The organism is uncultured Sphingopyxis sp., assembly GCF_900078365.1.
Lineage (GTDB): Bacteria > Pseudomonadota > Alphaproteobacteria > Sphingomonadales > Sphingomonadaceae > Sphingopyxis.
Genome location: NZ_LT598653.1, coordinates 4,049,450 through 4,068,332, shown reverse-complemented (window position 1 = coordinate 4,068,332; position 18,883 = coordinate 4,049,450). Strand labels below are relative to the sequence as shown.

General features: G+C 69.3%; 17 protein-coding genes and 1 riboswitch. Of the genes, 12 read left to right on the top strand and 5 right to left on the bottom strand.

What is annotated here, in order from left to right; translation table 11 throughout:
* Positions 1–20 precede the first annotated feature (20 nt).
* The 12 genes from QZL87_RS18900 to QZL87_RS18845 all read left to right on the top strand — a co-directional run bounded on the left by QZL87_RS18900 (position 21) and on the right by QZL87_RS18845 (position 12,282).
* Complete coding sequence (locus QZL87_RS18900) at positions 21–1,490, top strand: S41 family peptidase (protein WP_295322154.1); 1,470 nt, start codon at positions 21–23, stop codon at positions 1,488–1,490.
* A gap of 131 nt (positions 1,491–1,621) precedes the next feature.
* Positions 1,622–1,806, top strand: a riboswitch (cobalamin riboswitch).
* Between the two features lie 143 nt (positions 1,807–1,949).
* Complete coding sequence (locus tag QZL87_RS18895) at positions 1,950–3,902, top strand: TonB-dependent receptor (protein ID WP_295322152.1); 1,953 nt, start codon at positions 1,950–1,952, stop codon at positions 3,900–3,902.
* On the top strand, positions 3,902–4,444 hold the full coding sequence (locus tag QZL87_RS18890) for a hypothetical protein (protein WP_295322149.1): 543 nt from the start codon (positions 3,902–3,904) through the stop codon (positions 4,442–4,444). The genes QZL87_RS18895 and QZL87_RS18890 overlap by 1 nt, the downstream gene beginning before the upstream one ends.
* Positions 4,444–4,851, top strand: a complete 408-nt coding sequence (locus tag QZL87_RS18885; RefSeq protein WP_295322146.1) for a DUF1636 domain-containing protein — start codon at positions 4,444–4,446, stop codon at positions 4,849–4,851. Before QZL87_RS18890 ends, QZL87_RS18885 begins: the two co-directional genes overlap by 1 nt.
* On the top strand, positions 4,848–5,864 hold the full coding sequence (gene cobT / locus QZL87_RS18880) for a nicotinate-nucleotide--dimethylbenzimidazole phosphoribosyltransferase (RefSeq protein ID WP_295322145.1): 1,017 nt from the start codon (positions 4,848–4,850) through the stop codon (positions 5,862–5,864). The genes QZL87_RS18885 and cobT overlap by 4 nt, the downstream gene beginning before the upstream one ends.
* Positions 5,861–6,430, top strand: coding sequence for a histidine phosphatase family protein (locus tag QZL87_RS18875; protein WP_295322143.1), 570 nt, complete (start codon positions 5,861–5,863; stop codon positions 6,428–6,430). Before cobT ends, QZL87_RS18875 begins: the two co-directional genes overlap by 4 nt.
* Positions 6,427–7,146, top strand: a complete 720-nt coding sequence (locus QZL87_RS18870) for an adenosylcobinamide-GDP ribazoletransferase (protein WP_295322141.1) — start codon at positions 6,427–6,429, stop codon at positions 7,144–7,146. Before QZL87_RS18875 ends, QZL87_RS18870 begins: the two co-directional genes overlap by 4 nt.
* The gene (locus QZL87_RS18865) at positions 7,143–8,111 is read left to right on the top strand and encodes a threonine-phosphate decarboxylase (RefSeq protein ID WP_295322138.1); all 969 of its coding nucleotides are present in this window, start codon (positions 7,143–7,145) and stop codon (positions 8,109–8,111) included. Before QZL87_RS18870 ends, QZL87_RS18865 begins: the two co-directional genes overlap by 4 nt.
* Positions 8,104–9,042: an adenosylcobinamide-phosphate synthase CbiB gene (gene cbiB / locus QZL87_RS18860; protein WP_295322136.1), complete on the top strand. Its 939-nt coding sequence runs from the start codon at positions 8,104–8,106 to the stop codon at positions 9,040–9,042. The genes QZL87_RS18865 and cbiB overlap by 8 nt, the downstream gene beginning before the upstream one ends.
* The gene (locus tag QZL87_RS18855; protein ID WP_295322133.1) at positions 9,030–10,487 is read left to right on the top strand and encodes a cobyric acid synthase; all 1,458 of its coding nucleotides are present in this window, start codon (positions 9,030–9,032) and stop codon (positions 10,485–10,487) included. The genes cbiB and QZL87_RS18855 overlap by 13 nt, the downstream gene beginning before the upstream one ends.
* Positions 10,484–11,002: a bifunctional adenosylcobinamide kinase/adenosylcobinamide-phosphate guanylyltransferase gene (gene cobU, locus QZL87_RS18850; protein WP_295322130.1), complete on the top strand. Its 519-nt coding sequence runs from the start codon at positions 10,484–10,486 to the stop codon at positions 11,000–11,002. The genes QZL87_RS18855 and cobU overlap by 4 nt, the downstream gene beginning before the upstream one ends.
* 296 nt (positions 11,003–11,298) lie before the next feature.
* Positions 11,299–12,282 (top strand): transglutaminase-like cysteine peptidase, encoded by a 984-nt coding sequence (locus QZL87_RS18845; RefSeq protein WP_295322128.1) that lies wholly within the window; start codon positions 11,299–11,301, stop codon positions 12,280–12,282.
* Here the strand turns inward: QZL87_RS18845 and QZL87_RS18840 are convergent.
* Genes QZL87_RS18840 through QZL87_RS18820 form a run of 5 tightly spaced genes read right to left on the bottom strand, consistent with a single transcriptional unit; the run spans position 12,228 to position 18,882 of the window.
* A complete protein-coding gene (locus QZL87_RS18840; protein WP_295322126.1) occupies positions 12,228–13,487 on the bottom strand; it encodes an HlyD family type I secretion periplasmic adaptor subunit in 1,260 nt (419 codons plus the stop codon). The genes QZL87_RS18845 and QZL87_RS18840 overlap by 55 nt on opposite strands.
* A 1-nt stretch (position 13,488) precedes the next feature.
* Positions 13,489–14,571, bottom strand: a complete 1,083-nt coding sequence (locus QZL87_RS18835) for a cell wall hydrolase (protein ID WP_295322124.1) — start codon at positions 14,569–14,571, stop codon at positions 13,489–13,491.
* The gene (locus QZL87_RS18830) at positions 14,568–16,715 is read right to left on the bottom strand and encodes a type I secretion system permease/ATPase (RefSeq protein ID WP_295322121.1); all 2,148 of its coding nucleotides are present in this window, start codon (positions 16,713–16,715) and stop codon (positions 14,568–14,570) included. The genes QZL87_RS18835 and QZL87_RS18830 overlap by 4 nt, the downstream gene beginning before the upstream one ends.
* Positions 16,716–16,750: 35 nt before the next feature.
* Entirely contained in the window at positions 16,751–18,145 is a 1,395-nt protein-coding gene (locus QZL87_RS18825; protein ID WP_295322119.1) for a TolC family protein, read from the bottom strand.
* Complete coding sequence (locus QZL87_RS18820; protein ID WP_295322117.1) at positions 18,145–18,882, bottom strand: OmpA family protein; 738 nt, start codon at positions 18,880–18,882, stop codon at positions 18,145–18,147. Before QZL87_RS18820 ends, QZL87_RS18825 begins: the two co-directional genes overlap by 1 nt.
* Position 18,883 lies beyond the last annotated feature (1 nt).

The window sequence follows — 18,883 nt, the reverse complement described above, 5'->3', positions numbered from 1 at the left end:
TCGAACCGGGGAGAATATTGATGGGCAAGTCGAGGCGGCCGGTAGCGGCGCTAACGCTCGCGGCTTTGATGCTGGCGTCGTGCGGCGGCGGCGACGGCGGAACGATGGGCAGCGGCCCGGTCACGGTCACCCCGACGCCGAGCCCCACGCCGACCCCGACGCCCACCTGCGCGCTCGCCTCGCGCCAGGCCTTTGCCAAGGCGGAGATCGATGAATGGTATCTGTTCCCGGGCGACGTCGCGAGCGGCGTCAACCCCGGCGACTATGGCGACGTCCAAACCTATATCGACGCGCTGGTCAAACCTGCCTTCGACCTGAACAAGGACCGGGGTTTCACCTACATCACCTCGATCGCCGAGGAGAACGCCTTCATTTCCAGAGGATCGAATGCGGGTTTCGGCATACTCTTAGCCTATGACGCCGCGAACCAGCGCATCGTGATTGCCGAAGCCTATGAAGGCACGCCGGCCTTGGCCGCGGGGATCGACCGCGGCACCGCGATCGTCGGGATCGGCACCAACAGCGGCAATGTGCGCACCGTCGCGAGCATCGTCGCGGCCGAGGGGAGACAGGGGCTGACCGATGCGCTCGGCCCGAACGACCCGGGGGTGAGCCGCGTGCTGCGCATCACCGACGCGGCGGGCACGCGCGAGGTCACCGTCACCAAGGCCGATTATGCGCTCGACCCCGTTTCGGACCGCTATGGCGCCAAGATCATCAGCGAGGGCGGGCGCCGCTATGGCTATCTGAACCTGCGCAGCTTCATCGAGCCGGCCGACAACCAGCTCACCGCCGCCTTCGCCGATTTCCGCGCGCAGGGCGTCACCGACATCATCATCGATTTCCGCTATAATGGCGGCGGCCTCGTGGCGACGGCGAATCTGATGGGCGACCTGCTCGGCCGCAATCGCAATTCGAGCGAGATCTTCTCGCAGACCCGCTTCCGCGCCGAGAAATCGGTCGAGAATGATCAACATTATTTTCCGTCGCCCGCGCGCCCCGAATCGATCGCGCCGACACGCATCGCCTTCATCGGCACCGGATCGACCGCTTCGGCGAGCGAACTGGTGATCAATTCGATGTTGCCTTATCTCGGCACCAATATGACGCTCGTCGGCAGCAACACCTATGGCAAGCCGGTCGGTCAGATCGCGCGCGACAAGCGCGAATGCGACGACCGGATGCGCGTCGTCGCCTTCGCCACCGGCAATGCAGACGGCCAGAGCGACTATTATGACGGGCTGGCGCCGAAGATCGCGAACAGCTGCGCCGCGAACGACGATCTGGCCTTCCCGCTGGGCGACCCGCGCGAGGCGTCGATCCGCGCCGCGATCGACTTCCTCGCCGGCAACGCCTGCACGACGCGGATCGCCGACGCGAATGTCCGCACGGCGTCGCGCGAGCGCCGTTTCGCCGTGGCGGCCCCGCCCGCGATGCTGGTTCCCGAGCGGCCCAGCGCGGCGCAGCGCGAATTGCCGGGGCTGTTTTAAAGATCGTCGCCCCCGCGAAGGCGGGGGCCGCTGGCAACCTTACGCAAGGCCGATAGCGGCCCCCGCCTTCGCGGGGGCGACGAAAAACACGCTCCAGACGGTGATTGACCGCCGCCCCCGAACCGGGCTATCGGCCGCGGCAAGCGACAGGTTCTCCGGTAACGGAGACGAAGAGGGAACGGGAAAACCCCGGCTGCCCCTGCAACTGTACGCGGCGAGCCATCGGCCACATGCCATTGGGACCCCGGTCCCGAGAAGGCGGCCGACCGGCGCTGACCCGCAAGCCAGGAGACCTGCCCGTCGCCGTCGTCTTTCGCGCGGACAGGGTGTGCCGGGCGGACGGGGGTGAACCCGCATGACGACAAAGCTGGCTGCGCAGGTGCGCGGGCGATGTCGTGCGTCCCCGAAGGACGACCGATCGGCCGCGCGCCTGGGCGGCATTGTCGATGGGTTTGTCCAATGTTCAAAGCGATTTTCCGAAGTTCGATCTGTCTCGCCGCCGTCGCGGCTTCCTCCACCGCCTTCGCCGATGAAGCCGCGCACGCCGTCGCCGCCGATGCCGACAGCATCATCGTCACCGCGACGCGCGCGCCGCTGACGCTGGACGAGATTCCGTCGTCGGTCGCGGTGCTCGACAAGGCGGCGATCGACCGCGCGCAGGATATCGGCGTCACCGAATTGCTGCTCCGCACCCCGGGGATCAGCGTGTCGCGCAACGGCGGTTACGGCACCTCGACCTCGCTGCGCATCCGCGGCGCCGAATCCGAGCACACGGTGACGGTGATCGACGGGGTCAAGCTCAACGATCCGTCGTCGACCGGCGGCGGCTTCAACTTCGCCAATCTGCTCGCCGGCGACATCGACCGGATCGAGGTGCTGCGCGGGCCGCAGTCGATCCTGTGGGGAAGCCAGGCGATCGGCGGCGTGATCAACATCGTCACCGCATCGCCCGAAAAGCCGCTCGAAGGCAGCTTCGATCTCGAAGCGGGATCGCGCCAGACGGTGAGCGCGCGCGCCGCGATCGGCGGCCGCACCGGCCCGCTGAGCTGGCGCCTCGGCGGCCAACGCTTCACCACCGACGGCATTTCGTCGCACGCCAAGGCGTTCGGCGGGGTCGAGCGCGACGGCTATCGCAACACCAACGTCTCGGGCCGCGCCGAGCTGGCGCTCGCCGACAATGTCAGCGCCGAGGTGCGCGGCACTTATTCGAGCGGCCGGGTCGAGTTCGACGGCTTCAACACCGACAGCAACGATGTTGGGCTGAACAAGGAGTTCGTCGGCTATGCGGGGCTGAATTTCGCCCTCGCGGGCGGGCGGTTCCGCAATCGCATCGCCTACGCCTATACCGACACCAACCGCGACAATTTCAACCCCGACCGCGAACGGCCGCAGAGCTTCGAGGCCGATGGCGAGAACAAGCGCTGGGAATATCAGGGCAGCTTCGACGTCAGCGACCGGATCACCGCGATCTTCGGGGTCGAGAATGAACGCTCGAACTTCCGCAGCCGCTCCCCTTCGGCGTCGCTCGCCACCCCGCTTCCCGATTTCGTGCGCGGCAAGGCGGAGATCACCAGCGTTTACGGCCAGCTGAGCGTCGAACCGGTCGAGGGGCTGACGCTGAACGGCGGCGTCCGTTACGACGATCATGATCGCTATGGCGGGCAGACCTTGTTCGCCGCGGGCGGCGTGTGGCGGCTGCCCTCCGGCACCGTGCTCCGCGCGAGCTATGGCGAGGGGTTCAAGGCGCCCGGCCTCTACCAGCTGTTCAGCGAATATGGGAATGTCGGGCTCGATCCCGAGGAAGCGCATGGCTGGGAAGCGGGGATCGAGCAGCATCTGTTCGGCGACAAGCTGGTCGTCGGCGCGACCTGGTTCGACCGCACGACGAAGAATCAGATCATCTTCAACAGCTGCACCGATCCCGACGATCCGCTCTGCACCGTCCTCGGCAGCAACCCGCCGGTCCCGCGTTTCGGCTATTATCTCAACGTCGCGCGCAGCGAGACGCATGGCGTCGAAGCCGCCGCCGCGCTGACGCTCGGCGGGCTGACGCTCGATGGCAATTATAGCTGGATCGTCGCCGAGGACCGCTCCGAAGGCAGCGCCAATTTCGGTAACTGGCTGCCGCGCCGTCCGCGCAACGCCGCCAATGCGTCGGCGAGCTATGCCTTCGGCTTCGGGCTCGAACTCGGCGCGGCGGTGCGCTGGTCGGGCAAGAGCTATGACAATGCGAGCAACGCCCAGCGGCTGGGCGGCTATACGCTCGTCGATCTGCGCGCCGAAGTTGCGCTGTCAGATGCGGTGAAGCTGTTCGCGCGCGCCGAGAATGTCTTCGACGAGGAGTATATGACGGCCTATCGCTACGGCTCGCTCGGCCGCAGCATCTATGCCGGCATCAGGGGGCGTTTCTGATGGCGGCGCTGTCCGGCCGCAACCCCTCGGCGCTCTGGGTGGCGCTGCTGACGGCGGCAAGCACGGCAACGACGCTCGCACTCGGCTGCGCGACGCCCTTCCCGTCGCTCGCGGCGCTCGCGGCGGTGCATATGCGCCGCCGCGACGGGCTCGCGCTGATGCTGCTCGCGTGGGCGGCGAGCCAGCTCGTCGGCTTTGTGCTGCTCGGCTACCCGAGCGACGGCAGCACGCTCGGCTGGGCGGCGGGGCTCGGCACCGCGGCGCTCGGATCGGCGCTGGCGAGCTATGCCGCGCTCGGCGCGCTCCAATACCGGTCGGTCGCGGCGCGGCTGAGCCTCGTCTATGCGGCGGGCTTCACCGCGTTCAAGGCGATCATCCTCGGCTGGGCGCTTATCCTCGGCGGGCTGCATTCGGTGATGGCGCCCGACCTCCTCGCCGAGCAATTCGTGCGGAACGCCGCGATCCTGATCGGGCTTTACGCGCTCTATCGCGCGCTCGTCGCGGCAGGCGTTCCGGCGCCGCCGCAAGCGGCGACCGCCTGATGCTGACGCGCGTCGACCCGGGGCCCGCGGTGGTGGTGTGCAACAGCTGCCGCCACAGCCGCGAGGCGCAGAGCGACGCCGAAGGCGCGCGCGGCGGCGCGCGGCTCGTCGCCGCGCTGAAGCAGCTCAAGGATGCCGAGCCGCGCTATGCCGGAATCGCGGTGCAGGAGATGGCGTGCCTCTTCGCGTGCCAGGATCATTGCACCGTCCATCTGCGCGCGCCGGACAAGATCGGCTATGTGCTCGGCCGCTTTCGCGCCGACGAGGCGTCGGCGCGCGCGATCCTCGACTATGCGGTCCTCCATGCCGCGAGCGAGCATGGCCGCGTCGCCTATGCGCTGTGGCCCGAGGGGGTCAAAGGCCATTTCATCGCGCGCGTCCCCCCGCCGGGATTTATCGCCGAATGACCAGCTTTGCTTCGATCGCCGCCTTTGAAACGACGCTCGCCGATCTTCGCGAACCCGACGCCGGTGCCGCCGCTGACGCGCGGATGCGGCAGGCGGAGCTCACCAAGCCGGCGGGATCGCTCGGCCGGCTCGAGGAAATCGCGATCTTCTTTGCGGGCTGGCAGGGCCGCGCACGGCCGCGGATCGCGCGGGCGCGGGCGGCGATCTTCGCGGGCAATCACGGCGTCGCCGTCCACGGCGTCAGCGCCTTTCCGCCGGGGGTCACCGCGCAGATGGTCGCCAATTTCGCGCGCGGCGGCGCAGCGATCAACGCCTTGTCGGAGGCGGCGGGGCTCGAACTCGCCATCGTCGCGCTCGACCTCGACCGGCCGACCGCCGATTTCACCGTCGATGCGGCGATGAGCGCGGCCGAATGCCTCGACGCGCTGAACCGCGGCGCGGCGGTGGTCGAGGCCGGTCTCGACCTGCTCGTACTCGGCGAGATGGGGATCGGCAATTCGACCGCCGCCGCCGCGCTCTGCGCGCGCAGCTTCGCAGGGAGCGTGGCGGAATGGACCGGGCCGGGCACAGGGGTCGACGGGCACGGTGTCGCGCGCAAGATCGCGGTGATCGAGCAAGCACTCGCCTTTCACTGCGACGCGCCGCGAACGGCATTCGAGACGCTGCGCCGCGTCGGCGGGCGCGAGATCGCCGCGCTCGCAGGCGCGATCCTGCGCGCGCGCCAGCTGCGCGTTCCGGTGCTGCTCGACGGCTTTATCTGCACCGCGGCGATCGCGCCGCTGGCGGCGGAGAATCCGGCGATCGTGGACCATTGCATTGCGGGCCATTGCTCGGCCGAGCCGGGGCATCGGAGGCTGCTCGCGCTGCTCGGGCTCGACCCTTTGCTGTCGCTCGACATGCGGCTGGGCGAAGGCAGCGGCGCGGCGGTCGCGGCGCATATCATACGCAGCGCGCTCGCCGCGCACGACCGGATGGCGACCTTTGCCGAAGCGGCGGTGTCGGGGTCGCTGTGAGCGGCTTCGCGCTCCATCTGCTGCGCCACGGCGCGCCCGCGACGCCGGGGCTGCTGATGGGGCGCACCGATGGGGCACCGACCGCCAACGGCATCGCCGCCTGCGCCGCGCGGGCGGAAGTGCTCGCCGTCGAGCGGCTGATCGCCTCGGACCTGCGGCGCTGCCGGGCGGCGGGCGAAGCGATCGGGCGCGCCGCGGGCCTGCCCTGCGCCGTCGATCCACGCTGGCGCGAACTCGATTTCGGCGACTGGGACGGCAAGGCGGCAAGCATGATCGACCCCGACACGCTCGGCCGCTTCTGGAACGATCCCGACGCCAACCCGCCGCCCCGCGGCGAAAGCTGGTCGACGCTGGTTCGGCGCGTCGCAGCAGCCATCAACGACCTCGCGCCCGTGCCGACGCTGGTCGTCGCCCACGGCGGCGCGATGCGCGCGGCACTGCATATCCTGTGCGGATTCGACCAGCGCCAGCTCTGGACGTTCGACCTGCCCTATGCGGCGCTGCTCTCGCTCCGCGTCTGGCCGGGCGAACCGGCGAACACGCAGATCACGGGGCTTTGCACATGAAAGGGCTCGTCGTCGCGATCCAGTTCCTGACGCGCCTGCCGACGCCGCGCATTGCAGTGTCGAGCGCGGAGTTCGCGGCGGCGATGCGCTGGTTTCCCGCGGTCGGGCTGATCGTCGGTGCGCTCGTCGCGGGGGCGGGCTGGGCGGGCGCGCGGATCGATTCGTGGACGGGCGCGCTTGCGGCGCTCGTCCTATGGGTCGCGGTCACCGGCGCGCTGCACCTCGACGGGCTCGGCGACATCGCCGATGCGAGCGGCGCGGCGCACAAGGATCGCGCGCGGCTGCTCGCGGTGCTCGGCGATCCGCATGCCGGCAGCTTCGCGGTGGTCGCGGTCGGGCTGCAGCTGATCGCCAAGCTCGTGCTGCTCCACGCGCTGATCGAGCGCGAGGCGTTCATTGCCATCGCGCTCATACCCTTCGCGGCGCGGATCGGGCCGCTGGTCTGGTCGCGCGCGCTGCCCGGCCTGCACGCGGGATTGGGCGCGCGTTTCCGCAATGCCGTGCGCCCGGTCGATTTTCTGGTCTGGAGTGGCGCCCTTGCCGCGGCGGCGTGGGTGTCGCCGTCGCTGCTGGTCGCGCCGCTGGCCTTCCTCTTCTGGGGCTGGTGGCTGCTGCGACGGATCGGCGGCATTTCGGGCGACGGTCATGGCGCGGGGATCGAGATGGGCGAAAGCCTGCTGCTTGCCGCCGCGCTGCTGTGGGCACATCTTGCATGAGCGAGCCGTGGACCTGGCACGGCGGGGGCATCGAGGCCGCGAAGCGCCATTTCGGCGGCGTCGACTGGATCGACCTGTCGACGGGCGTCAGCCCGCATCCCTGGCCGGGCGCTGCGGGCATGGCTTTCGACTGGCGGCGGTTACCCGACCCCGAAGGTCTCGCGCGGCTCGAACGCATCGCCGCCGACTATTTCGGCGTCGATCCATGCCATGTCTGCGCGGTGCCGGGCAGCGAGATCGGGCTACGCCTCGTCGGCGCGCTGATCGGCGGCGACACGCGCCATGTCGTCCCCGGCTATCGCACCCATGGCGAAACGATCGCGGGAAGCGCCCCGGCCGAATGGGCCGACGCATACATCGCGAGCGGAAACCTGATCCTCGCCAACCCCAATAACCCCGACGGTCGAAGCATCCCGGCCGATGCGGTGCGCGCACTGCTCGCTGGTCGCGAAGGCTGGCTGCTGGTCGACGAGGCCTTTGCCGATACCGACCCGGCGCGGAGCGTCGCGGCGTCGGTCGCCGACGGCCGGAGGCTGATCGTCTTCCGCTCCTTCGGCAAATTTTTCGGCCTCGCGGGGGTGCGGCTCGGCTTCGTCCTCGCCCCGCAAGCGATCGTCGCCGCGTTGCGCGCGCGGCTGGGCGCATGGCCCCTGTCCGAAGCGGCGATTGCGATCGGCGCCGCCGCCTATGCCGATGCCGGCTGGGTCGCAGCGACGCGGCGACGCCTGCCGGGCGAGGCCGCAGCGCTCGACGCGATGCTGGCGCGGCACGGCTATCGCGCGGCGGGCGCCTGCGCGCTGTTCCGGCTGATCGAAGCCGATGACAGCCGCGCCCTGTTCGAGCGGCTCGCGCGGCGCGCGATCCTCACCCGCCCCTTCGCCGAACAGCCGCGCTGGCTGCGCCTCGGCCTGCCCGCCGATACCGCCGCGCTGGATCGGCTCGACGCGGCACTGGATAATGGCTGAGCCCGTGGCGCTCGCGGCGCTTGCGCTCGACGCGGCGCTCGGCTGGCCCGATGCGCTCTATCGCCGCGTCGGCCATCCGGTCGGGCTGTTCGCGCACATCATCACCGGCTGCGAGGCGCGCTGGAACCGGGCCCGATATGGCTTTGCGAAGCGGCGCGCGCTGGGCGTGCTGACGCTCCTGATCCTGCTGCTCGTCGCGGGCGGCCTTGGCTTCGGCATCCAGCATATGCTGCTCGCGGCCTTCGGCGGCTGGGGTTGGATCGGCGTCGCGATTCTCGCCTGGCCCGCGCTCGCGCAGCGCAGTCTGTTCGACCATGTCCGCGCGGTCGGCGATCGGATCGACGCGGGCGACCTGCCCGCCGCGCGCGATGCGGTCGCGAGGATCGTCGGGCGCGACACCGCCGCGCTCGATGAAGCCGGAGTCGCGCGCGCCGCGATCGAAAGCCTCGCCGAAAGCCTTTGCGACGGCGTCGCCGCGCCGCTTTTCTGGCTACTGCTGCTCGGCTTGCCCGGCGTGTGGGCGTATAAGGCGGTCAACACCGCCGACAGTTTGATCGGCCACCGCGAGGAGCGCTGGCGTGCGTTCGGCTGGGCGGCGGCACGCACCGACGACCTCGCGAACTGGATTCCGGCGCGGGTGACGGGCGCGCTGATCTGCATCGCGGGCGGCGGCGGATGGCGCATATTGCGGCGCGACGCGCGCAAACACGCCTCGCCCAACGCGGGCTGGCCCGAGGCGGCGATGGCGGGCGCGCTGGGGCTTCGGCTCGCGGGACCGATCGCCTATGACGGCGTGATGCACGACAAGCCATGGATCGGGGACGGGACAAGCGATGCGGACGGTAGCGACATCGGCCGCGCGCTCGCCGTCTATCGGCGCGCCTGCCTGCTGCTGTGGCTGATCGCAGGGGGCGCGGCATGGCTGCGCTGATGCTGCAGGGCACGGGGTCCGACGTCGGCAAGTCGGTGCTCGTCGCCGCGCTCTGCCGCGCGCTGACCCATCGCGGGCTTCGCGTCCTTCCCTTCAAGCCGCAGAATATGTCGAACAATGCCGCGGTCACGACCGACGGCGGCGAGATCGGGCGCGCGCAGGCGCTCCAGGCGATGGCGTGCCGCGCCGAACCGCACAGCGACATGAACCCGGTGCTGCTGAAGCCGCAGGCCGACCGCACCTCGCAGCTGATCGTCCACGGCCGCGTGCGCGGGACATTGGGCAGCGGCAATTTCCGCGAAGCGCGCGGCGCGCTGATGACCGAAGTGCTCGAAAGCTATCACCGGCTGCGCAGCCGGTGCGACATCGTGATCGTCGAGGGCGCGGGCTCGCCCGCCGAGATCAATCTGCGCGCGGGCGACATCGCCAACATGGGCTTCGCGCGGGCCGCCGATGTGCCCGTCATACTGATCGGCGACATCGACCGCGGCGGGGTGATCGCGTCGATCGTCGGGACGCGCGCGGTGATCGAAGCCGAAGACGCCGCGATGATCCGCGGCTTCCTGATCAACAAGTTCCGCGGCGATCCCGCCCTGTTCGACGATGGCTATCGCGAGATCGAGCGCCGGAGCGGCTGGCGGGGACTGGGCGTCATACCGTGGCTTTCCGCCGCCGCGCGGCTGCCGAGCGAGGATGCGGTGATCCTCGAACGCCCCGCCGACCCGCGCGAGGAGCGCCGGATCATCGCCTGCCCGATCCTGCCGCGCATCTCCAATTTCGACGATCTCGATCCGCTGAAGCTCGAGCCCGGGGTCGAGGTGGTGATGGTGCCGCCGGGCCGCCCGATCCCCGCCGAGGCGGCGATGATCATCCTGCCGGGGTCAAAGGCGGTGATCGCTGACATGGCCGCGCTGCGCGCCGAGGGCTGGGACATCGACATCCGGGCGCACCACCGGCGCGGCGGGACGATCGTCGGGCTGTGCGGCGGGTATCAGATGCTCGGACGCCGGATCGCCGATCCGCTGGGGATCGAGGGCGCGCCCGCCGAGGTCGAGGGGCTCGGCCTGCTCGACGTCGAAACGGAGCTGTCGCCCGCAAAAATCCTGCGGCAAGTGGCGGGGACCGCGCTGGGCGCGCCGGTCGCGGGCTATGAGATGCACATGGGCGAAACCCGCGGCCCCGGCACCAAGCGGGCCTTCGCGATGCTCGAAGATGGCGGGCGCGACGGTGCGGTCGATCCGGCGGGCCGGGTGATCGGCTCCTATCTGCACGGGCTGTTCGCCTCACCCGCGCTGCGCCGCGCGCTGCTCGCGCGGATCGGTGTGACGGGGAATGGCCGCGACTATGCCGCCGATGTCGATGCGGCGCTCGACGCCGTCGCCGCCGAGTTCGCGCGCCACGCCGAAATCGACGCGATGCTGCGGATCGCGGGGATCGGCGCATGAGCGGGACGACGCTGTTCGTGATCGGCGGCGCGCGCTCGGGCAAGAGCCGCTATGCGCAGGCGCGCGCCGAGGCGGCCGGGGCGAAACCGGTCTTCGTCGCGACCGCCGAGGCGTTCGATAGCGAGATGCGCGAACGGATCGCGCGCCACCGCGCCGACCGCGACGCGCGCTGGACCACGGTCGAGGCGCCGCGCGAGTTGCCCGCCGCGATCGATGCTCTGAGCGGCGGCAGCGCGGTCGTGCTCGTCGATTGCCTGACGCTGTGGGTTTCGAACCTGCTGCTCGCCGACGCCGACATGGCGCGCGCGGGGAAGCAATTATGCGACGCGATCGCGCGCTTCGACGGCACGCTGATCCTCGTCGCCAACGAGGTCGGGCTGGGTATCGTCCCCGACAATGCGCTGGCGCGGCGCTTTCGCGATGCGGCGGGGCAGCTCAACCAGTCGGTCGCGGCTACGGCGACGGAGGTCGTGCTGCTGACCGCCGGGCTGCCGCTGACGCTCAAGCCGCGCTGATCGAGAGACGTCAAAACACCGCCTTCCTCGCTTATGCCGTCATCCCGGCGAAGGCCGGGTTCTCACCGTTTCAGTCTGACGCACCGGCGAGATCCCGGCTTTCGCCGGGATGACGATTCGATCAAGGATGGCTCAGGCTTATGGATCAGATGTCCGCGATTCCAGCCGCCAAAACATGCTGAACGGCATGTTTACCAGGACCGTGAAGCAGATTCTCACACCGGCGCGGCAAATCGAGCGGCATGAGCAAGTCCGCCCATTCTGTTGCCGGCGAGTCGCGATGGCTTCCTGTCACGGTGGCGCTGGCCGCCATGGCGCTGACGCCGACGGCCGCCCATGGCGCGTCGAAGCTGGTCAACGCGAAGTCGGTGACGGGCGGCAAGGCGGCGTGCGCCGTCGCCGCGCGCGCTGCGGCGCCCGCCGACATCTCCCGCGCCATTTTGGGCGGTGCGCCGAGCGCGCTCGACCGCATCCGGGCCGAGCAGGCGGCCGCCGCGCCGGTCGCCGCAGACCCCGCCCGCCCGCACGTCCGGCAAGCTCTCGAGCCTGCAAGCCGGGGCGCCAGCTCTTTCGCGCTGCCCCCGGCCGATTGCGGCGCGTCCTCGCTCTTCGCCCCGCTCGCCGCAACCGACGCGGATGCCGAACTCGGCACGCGCGCGATTCCGGTCAGGCGGACGCGCTTCGATGCTCGCTGGGACCGCGTGCGCGCCGCCGCACCCGCGGGGCTGATGCAAAGCAGGCTGCGCCGCGCGAACGCCTCGCCGGGGCTCGGCGAGCGCGAATTGCTCGCGCGCGTCAACCAGTGGGTCAATCGCGAGATCGCCTATGTCGGCGACGACCGCAATTACCGCCAGCGCGATTATTGGGCGACCGCTGAACAGACGATCGCGCGCGGCAAGGGCGATTGCGAGGATTTCGCGATCCTCAAGATGCAGATGCTGCGCGCCGCGGGGGTCGATGCCGAGCGGATGAAGCTGGTGCTGCTCCGCGACCTCGCCGCCAACGCCGACCATGCCTTTCTGCTCGTCGAGACCGGCGCCGGCAAGCTGGTGCTCGATAATGTGACCGACCGGCTTTATGACGGCAGCCAGGCCAATGCGGTGCGCCCGGTGCTGTCGTTCAGCGGCAACCGGCGCTGGGTGCATGCCTATCGCGGCGCGCAGCCGCCGCTGAACCTCGCGGCGATTTCGGCGTCGCAAAAAACCTATACGCTCGCGCTCAACGATCAGCGTTCGGTGAGCGCCGATCCGCTGACCTTCAAGACCGGTTTCAGCAAATAGCTCAGCACCGATTTCTTGCCGGTCACGATCTCGACATCGCATAGCATGCCGGGGGTGATCGGCAGACGGCGGCCATTCGAGGTCAGATAGGCGTTCGTCGTTTCGACGACGACGGTGAAATAGGCCTGCCGCTCGACCTCGTCATAGATGCTGTCGGCCGAGACGCGGACGACCTTGCCGTTGAGACCGCCATAGATGGAGAAGTCGTAGGCGGTGACCTTGACATTCGCGGGGTCGCCGACCTTGATGAAGGCGATGTCGCGCGGAGTGACGCGCGTTTCGATGAGCAATTTGTCGCCCAAGGGCACGATCTGCATGATCTGTTCGCCCGCATTCACATAGCCGCCGAGCGTATTGACGAGCAGGTCGTTGACGACGCCGCGCGCCGGCGAGCGAATCTCGGAGCGCGCGAGCCGGCCTTCGGCGCCGCGGATCGTCTCCTCGTTGACCGCCATCTTCGTCCTCAGCTGGCTGCGTTCGTTGAGCGCCTCCTGCTGGAAGTCGAAGCGCGCACGCTGCACCTCGGCGCCCGCCTCGCGCACCGCGGCCTGCGAGCGCGAGATCGCCTGGCGCGCGGCGGCGAGGCGGCCCTGGATGTCGACCACCTCGCGCTGCGCGCCGAGCAATTCGGTCTGCGGCACGACGCCCTTCGCGGCGAGCGGTTCGAGCATCGCGACCTGTTCGCGCGCGAGGCGCAGGCTCGTTTCGAGCGACGCGGCGGTCGCCTGCGCCTCCGCCATGTCGCGGCGGCGCTGCTCGACGCTGGCCGAGAGCGCGGCGAGCTGGCTTTGCAGCGACGCGCGCCGCACCTCGGCGAGCCGCGCCTCTTCGCCGCAGTTCGTCCCCGTGCAGCCCGCGCCCGCGCCGCCCTCGCCCGCGAGGCGCGCCGCGCGCTGCGCGAGGCGGGCGTTTTCGGTTTCGAGCTGGCCGAGTTCGGACTGCGAGGTCGTGTTGTCGAGGCGGACGAGCAGTTGCCCCTTGTTCACCGTCTGCCCCGATCGGACGAGGATCTCGCGGATCGTCGAGGGTTCGGCCGACTGGATGATCTGCACCTTCGACGAGGGGATCACCCGCCCCTGCCCGCGCGACACTTCGTCGACGCGCGCGATGCTCGCCCAGAGCAGGAAGAGGACGAGTCCGGCGGCCGACGCCACCATGATCTGCTCACTGCCGCGCAGGCGCTGCCAAAATGTCACGATTTTCATATCATTGTCCGGGCTGCGGTTCGGGCGCCGCCGCAGCGCCCTGCCGGTCGGTCAGGCTGTCGAAGCGCGATGCGCCCTGCACCGGGTCGGGGATGTTGGGAACCCAGCCCTTGGTCACGTCGATGCGCCCGCCGACATCGTTGTCGGCGCGGTGGTCGGTCGGGTCGCGCGGCGGCGCGACCGCGACCACTTCGCCGGGCAGCGTTTCGGCGGCTGCCGCGCCGCCTTGATAAAGTCGGCTGAAGGCGGGGATAAATTCGGCGCCCGCATAGGCGTCCGAAAAGGCGCGCGGCTTGCCCCACGATCCCGGCCAGCGATAGAAGATATGCGCGCCGATCTGTTCGATCTTGGTAAGCCGGGGCGCCCAGCGCGGGAGGACATAATCGGCGTGATAATGCGTCGCCATGCCGACGCCCGCCGCGACATGGCCCGACAAGGCCGCGCGCGCGATCTCGGCCGAGCGGCGCCACAAGGCGGGCACCGGCGGGCGGCGCATCGAGCCGTCGCAGGCGAAGCTGAACTGGCAGCCCGGGCGCGAACTGCCCTGATAGATGACGCCGCAGACGGTGTCGGGATAGGCGGGGTGGCGCATCCGGTTGAGGATGACCTGCGCGACCGCAGCCTTGCCCGCGTCGGATTCGGTCGCCGCCTCATAATAGATCGCCTGCGTCAGGCAGCGTTGCGCATTGGTCGATTGCGCCAGCGAAATCACCGGCATGACGAACGGCCGCGCCGCCTCGACCGGCAGCGTCGAAACGGGGAGCAGCGCGTTGCGCGCGACCGCGTCGGCGCCCTCGGCCACCGGGGCGATCGCATCGGTTCCGGTTTCGGCGATCAGCTTCGCGATCGCCTTTTGCTTCGCGGCCCTTGTCGTTGCGACCGGGTCGGCGGTCCAATCGGCAACGACGCCCTCGACAAAGCGCGACAGGCGATCGTTCGACGAGGCGAACAGGATCGCCGCGGCGAAGAGCGCGAGGCCGAGCAGGACGAGCTTCAGGCTTTTTGACGAACGCTGCCAGTCTTCGCCCCAGGGGGCCTCGACCTGCGCGGCGCCGTCACGTCCGATATGGAGTTCGGGGATCATGATGCCGGTTCCTTCGTCGACCGCGCGAGGATTTCGGCGCGCGGGCCGTCGGCGACGATGCGCCCGCCGTCGATGACGATGATGCGGTCGCACATCTGGAGGATCGCTTCGCGGTGGGTGGCGATGATCAGCGTCTGCGATTTCGCGACCGCGCGGTCGAGCGCCTCGATGAACAGCCGCTCGCTCTGCGTGTCCATCGCGCCGGTCGGCTCGTCGAGGAAGAGCAGCCGCGAAGGCGAAGCGAGCGCGCGGGCGATAGTGAGGAAGCCGCGCTGGCCGCCCGAGAGCTGCCCGCCGCGCTCGCCCGCGCCGCGGTCGAGCCCCGTCTCGTCGCGCCCCATGAAGCGGTCGGCGCCGATCGACTGGAGGGTCGCGAGCAGTTCGGCGTCGCTCGCCCCCGGCGCGCAATATTGCATATTCTGCTTGATCGAGCCGCTGAACAGCACCGCGTCCTGCCCGACGAAACGGAATTGCGAGCGCAGATAGATCGGCGAATGCTGGCGGCTGTCGAGCCCGTCGATGAAGATATTGCCCGCCTCGGGCGCGTAGAGCCCGCAGAGCAGTCGCCCGAGCGTCGACTTGCCCGACGCGACGCGGCCGACGACCGCGATCCGCTCGCCCGCATCGATCTTGAGGTCGATGCGGGTGAGCGACGGCGCCGCGGCGCCCGGATAGGTGAAGCACAGCCCCTCGACCGCGACGTCGCCCTTGTCGATGGTGAGATTGAGCGCGCTGCTGCCCATGCGGCGTTCGTCGCCGGCCTCGATCATCTGCTGGATGCTCGCCATCGTCGTCACCGCCTGCCGCCCGCGCGTCATCAGGAAGGCGAGCTGGCCGACGGGCGCCATCGAGCGGCCCGCGAGCATGACGATCGCGATGATCGCGCCCATCGAAATCTTGCCGGCATCGAACAGGTAGAAGCCGCCGACGACGAGCGCGAGGCTGGAGAATTGCTGGCCGAGCGTCGCGAGATTGATCGCGGCGGCGCCCGTCCGCCGCATCGTCGCCTGCGTCCGCGCGCTGGTGTCGACCATCCGGCGCCACTGGCCGAGCACCTGCCCCTCGGCGGCGCAGCTCTTCACCGTTTCGGCGCCGCCGATCGCCTCGACGAGCATCGCGTGCTGGATGCTCATGTCGGCCTGATTGTCGAGCGAGGCCTGCAACATGCGCCGCTGGAGAAAGAAGCCCGCGACGCCCATCACCGCGATGATCGCGAGCGGAACGAGCGCGAGCCAGCCCGCGAGCAGCGCGATCATCAGCACGAACAGGAAGAGGAAGGCGAGATCGACGATCAGCACGATCGTCGTCGAGGCGAAGAAGTCGCGCACGCTTTCGAACTCGGACACGCGGCGCGCGAGCATGCCGGTGCTGCCGCGCCGGTCGGCGAGCGGCATGTTGAGCACTTTCGAGAAGATCTTCTCGGACAATTTGACGTCGAGGTCGCGGCCGAGATCGTCGAGCAGGGTCGCGCGCGCGAGGCGCAGCGTGAATTCGACCGCGAAGGCGAGCAACGCGCCGATCGCAAGCACCCACAGGCTCGACACCGCCTTGTTCGGGATGACGCGGTCATAGACGTTCATCGTGAACAAAGGCAGCGCGAAGCCGAGCAGGTTGATCATCAGCGCCGCGCCGAGCACGGGGTAGAAGGAGCGGCGCATCCGCCGTATCTCGCCCCAGAACCAATGGCGTTTCGCAGTCTCGTCCCACGGCCGTTCCTCGGCGCGGATCGCGGTGGGATCGGCGGCGACCGCGACCGCCTGTCCGGCATAACCCTCCTCGACCGACGCTTCGTCGGCCCAGAAAGGCGTGGCGGCACCCGGCTCCCAGACGAGATATTGCGCGTCCTTCGCCTCGATCAGCACCGCGCAACTGCCATCGGTGCGGCGGACGATCGCGGGCAGCTCGCGCGCGAGGCCGCGGACCTTGCGCGCATGGAGCCGCTCATTGTTGATGAAGCAGAGGTCGAGCGCGGCCTCGGCCTGATGAAAGGGGAGGAAACCGCGTTCGTCGCGCGCGAGCGCCGACAGCGCGCCGCGCTGGAAATTCTGGCCGAAATACTGCGCAACAAAGAGGATGCAGGCGATCAGCGGATCGCCCGGTGCCTCTTTACCGATACGCGCAATCGAGGATTGACCCTGTAGCATATTCAATTTTTCTGTTTGGAATCAATCCACTGATATTATTGCGGGTAACGGCGGCGCTGGAGTTCGGCGGGCGCCGGCGGGCCGTAGCCGACCTCTTCGCGCGCATAGACGCGGCGCGATTCGGGCGCGGTCAGGTTGAAGGCGTCGAGCAGATTATTGGTCGAGGCGAGGATCTGATAGACCGCGAACATCTCCGAAAAGCGCGCGGTTTCGGCGCGGACCTGGACGTTGAAGCGCGTGTTCTGCGCGTCGAGCACGTCGAGCAGCGAGCGGCGGCCGACCGAAAACTGGTCGCGATAGGAGAGCAGCAGCTCGTCGGTCGCCTTGCTCTGGTCGACGAGGTCGCGGAACACCGCGGTCTGCGTTTCGCGGGCGTTCCACGCGCGGCGCGTGTCCGCCTCGGCATTGCGTTCGGCCTCGTGCAGGCGGAAGCGGCTCTCGCTCGCGCGGCGCACCATCTCCTGATATTTGGCGCGGTTGATCCCGCCGTCGAAAATATCCCAGCGCAGCACGACGCGGCCGAGCAGGTCGTTCGTCTCGCCGCGGAAGGCATCGATGTCGTCGCCGATCCGGCCCGACAGTTCGAGGCCGATCGTCGGCGCGAAATCGCCCTTCGCCTTCTTCGCCTCGGCGTTGGCGGCATCGACGTCGGCCTGCGCCTCGAGCACCTTCGGGTGCCGCGCGCGGGTGAGGCCGACGGCTTCGCTGAGGCTGACGGGCAGCTTTTCGGCCATCGCCGGCGGCATCTGCACCTCGTCGACCTGAAGCCCGCTCAGCGCGAGCAGCTCGATCTTCGCATTCTGCAGCGCCTCCTTCGCTTCGCTCACCCGCACGCTCGCCGCCTTGGCGCGTTCCTGCGCCTGCTGGAGGTCGGCGATGCTGATCGAGCCCGCGCTCACCCCGCTCGACAGGTCGGAGACGAGGCTGTTGTGGAAGGTCATATTGTCTTCGGCGGCGGCGACGACGCGCTGCTGGAGCAGCACGTCGAGATATTGCCGCGCGCTTTGCAGCGCGATGAATTCGGAGCGTTCGACGACGCGCAACGCGGCACCGTCGACGCGCGCCGCCTGACGCAGTTTCTCGCCGCGGCGGCGCCCGAAATCGATCAGCGTCTGTTCGGCGCGAATGCCCGCTTCGAGCGGATAGAGTTCGTCGTTGGCGATGCCGAGCGCGCGGCGGGTCGAATTTTCGAGCCGCCGGACCCCCGCCGACATTTCCAGCGTGACGCGCGGCAGATAGAGGCCCTTCGCCTGTTCGAGCTCGAACTCGATCGCCTGCTTGTTCATTTCGGCCTGATGGATCTGCGGGTTCGAATCGATCGCGACCGCCATGACATTCTGCATGCTGGTCGGTTCGGCCGCGGCCGAGGCGGCGAAACAGGCCATGGCGAGCGCCGAAACGAGACCGGCGAGCTTGTGTTGCGCTTTCATCACTGTTCCCCCATCGCGTTGACTTCGACCTCGACGCGCCGGTTTTCGGGCGTCCGCTCGCCGTCGAGCGTCTGGACGCGCGGCTGGCGCTCGCCCATTCCCGACACGGCGATCGCGCCCGCCGGGATGCCCGCGCCGCCCATCATGTCGGCGATCACATGCGCGCGGCGCAGCGCGAGGCCGTCGTTATAGCGATCGGGGCCCGAGCGGTCGGTGTGGCCGACGACGGTGAAGCTCCGCCAGCCGCAGCGGGTGCGATTCTCCGCCATGAAGGCGACCGATTGCGCCGCATCGGCGGGCGCGACGGTCGAATCCCAGTCGAAATAGAAGGTCGAAGCGACCTCGGGCGGGCAGTTTTCGGTGCTCGGCGGCGGCGGGGGCACCAGCGGCGCTTCGGCGGGCGGCGCCGGCTGGCGCGTCATCATGCCATAGGCGAAGTCGCAGCGGCGCAGGCTTTCGGCGTCCTTGCTGTTCGATTTCAGGAAACCCAGCGCGATGCCGCACTGGGCCTTCGCCTCCGACGCCCAGGCGTAGCCATTGCTGTCCGCCGCGGCGACCTTGGGGTCGACCGTCATCGCGAGCGCCGCGTCGTAGCGGCTCCGCACCTCGGTCCTGAGCTCGCCGATCGGCCGATCGGCGAGCGCCTGCGCCATCGCGCCGTCCGGCTGAGCAAGCAGAAACGCCGCCAGCGCCCCCGCCATCCCCCTCGTCATCCAATGTCCCGGTTGATGTGCCATG

What these genes read in the sequence shown, in the direction of transcription:
- QZL87_RS18900 (WP_295322154.1), top strand. Translation starts at nt 21, where the DNA reads ATGGGCAAGTCGAGGCGGCCGGTAGCGGCGCTAACGCTCGCGGCTTTG.
- QZL87_RS18895 (WP_295322152.1), top strand. Translation starts at nt 1,950, where the DNA reads ATGTTCAAAGCGATTTTCCGAAGTTCGATCTGTCTCGCCGCCGTCGCG.
- QZL87_RS18890 (WP_295322149.1), top strand. Translation starts at nt 3,902, where the DNA reads ATGGCGGCGCTGTCCGGCCGCAACCCCTCGGCGCTCTGGGTGGCGCTG.
- QZL87_RS18885 (WP_295322146.1), top strand. Translation starts at nt 4,444, where the DNA reads ATGCTGACGCGCGTCGACCCGGGGCCCGCGGTGGTGGTGTGCAACAGC.
- cobT (WP_295322145.1), top strand. Translation starts at nt 4,848, where the DNA reads ATGACCAGCTTTGCTTCGATCGCCGCCTTTGAAACGACGCTCGCCGAT.
- QZL87_RS18870 (WP_295322141.1), top strand. Translation starts at nt 6,427, where the DNA reads ATGAAAGGGCTCGTCGTCGCGATCCAGTTCCTGACGCGCCTGCCGACG.
- QZL87_RS18865 (WP_295322138.1), top strand. Translation starts at nt 7,143, where the DNA reads ATGAGCGAGCCGTGGACCTGGCACGGCGGGGGCATCGAGGCCGCGAAG.
- cbiB (WP_295322136.1), top strand. Translation starts at nt 8,104, where the DNA reads ATGGCTGAGCCCGTGGCGCTCGCGGCGCTTGCGCTCGACGCGGCGCTC.
- QZL87_RS18855 (WP_295322133.1), top strand. Translation starts at nt 9,030, where the DNA reads ATGGCTGCGCTGATGCTGCAGGGCACGGGGTCCGACGTCGGCAAGTCG.
- cobU (WP_295322130.1), top strand. Translation starts at nt 10,484, where the DNA reads ATGAGCGGGACGACGCTGTTCGTGATCGGCGGCGCGCGCTCGGGCAAG.
- QZL87_RS18840 (WP_295322126.1), bottom strand. Translation starts at nt 13,487, where the DNA reads ATGAAAATCGTGACATTTTGGCAGCGCCTGCGCGGCAGTGAGCAGATC.
- QZL87_RS18835 (WP_295322124.1), bottom strand. Translation starts at nt 14,571, where the DNA reads ATGATCCCCGAACTCCATATCGGACGTGACGGCGCCGCGCAGGTCGAG.
- QZL87_RS18830 (WP_295322121.1), bottom strand. Translation starts at nt 16,715, where the DNA reads ATGCTACAGGGTCAATCCTCGATTGCGCGTATCGGTAAAGAGGCACCG.
- QZL87_RS18825 (WP_295322119.1), bottom strand. Translation starts at nt 18,145, where the DNA reads ATGAAAGCGCAACACAAGCTCGCCGGTCTCGTTTCGGCGCTCGCCATG.
- QZL87_RS18820 (WP_295322117.1), bottom strand. Translation starts at nt 18,882, where the DNA reads ATGGCACATCAACCGGGACATTGGATGACGAGGGGGATGGCGGGGGCG.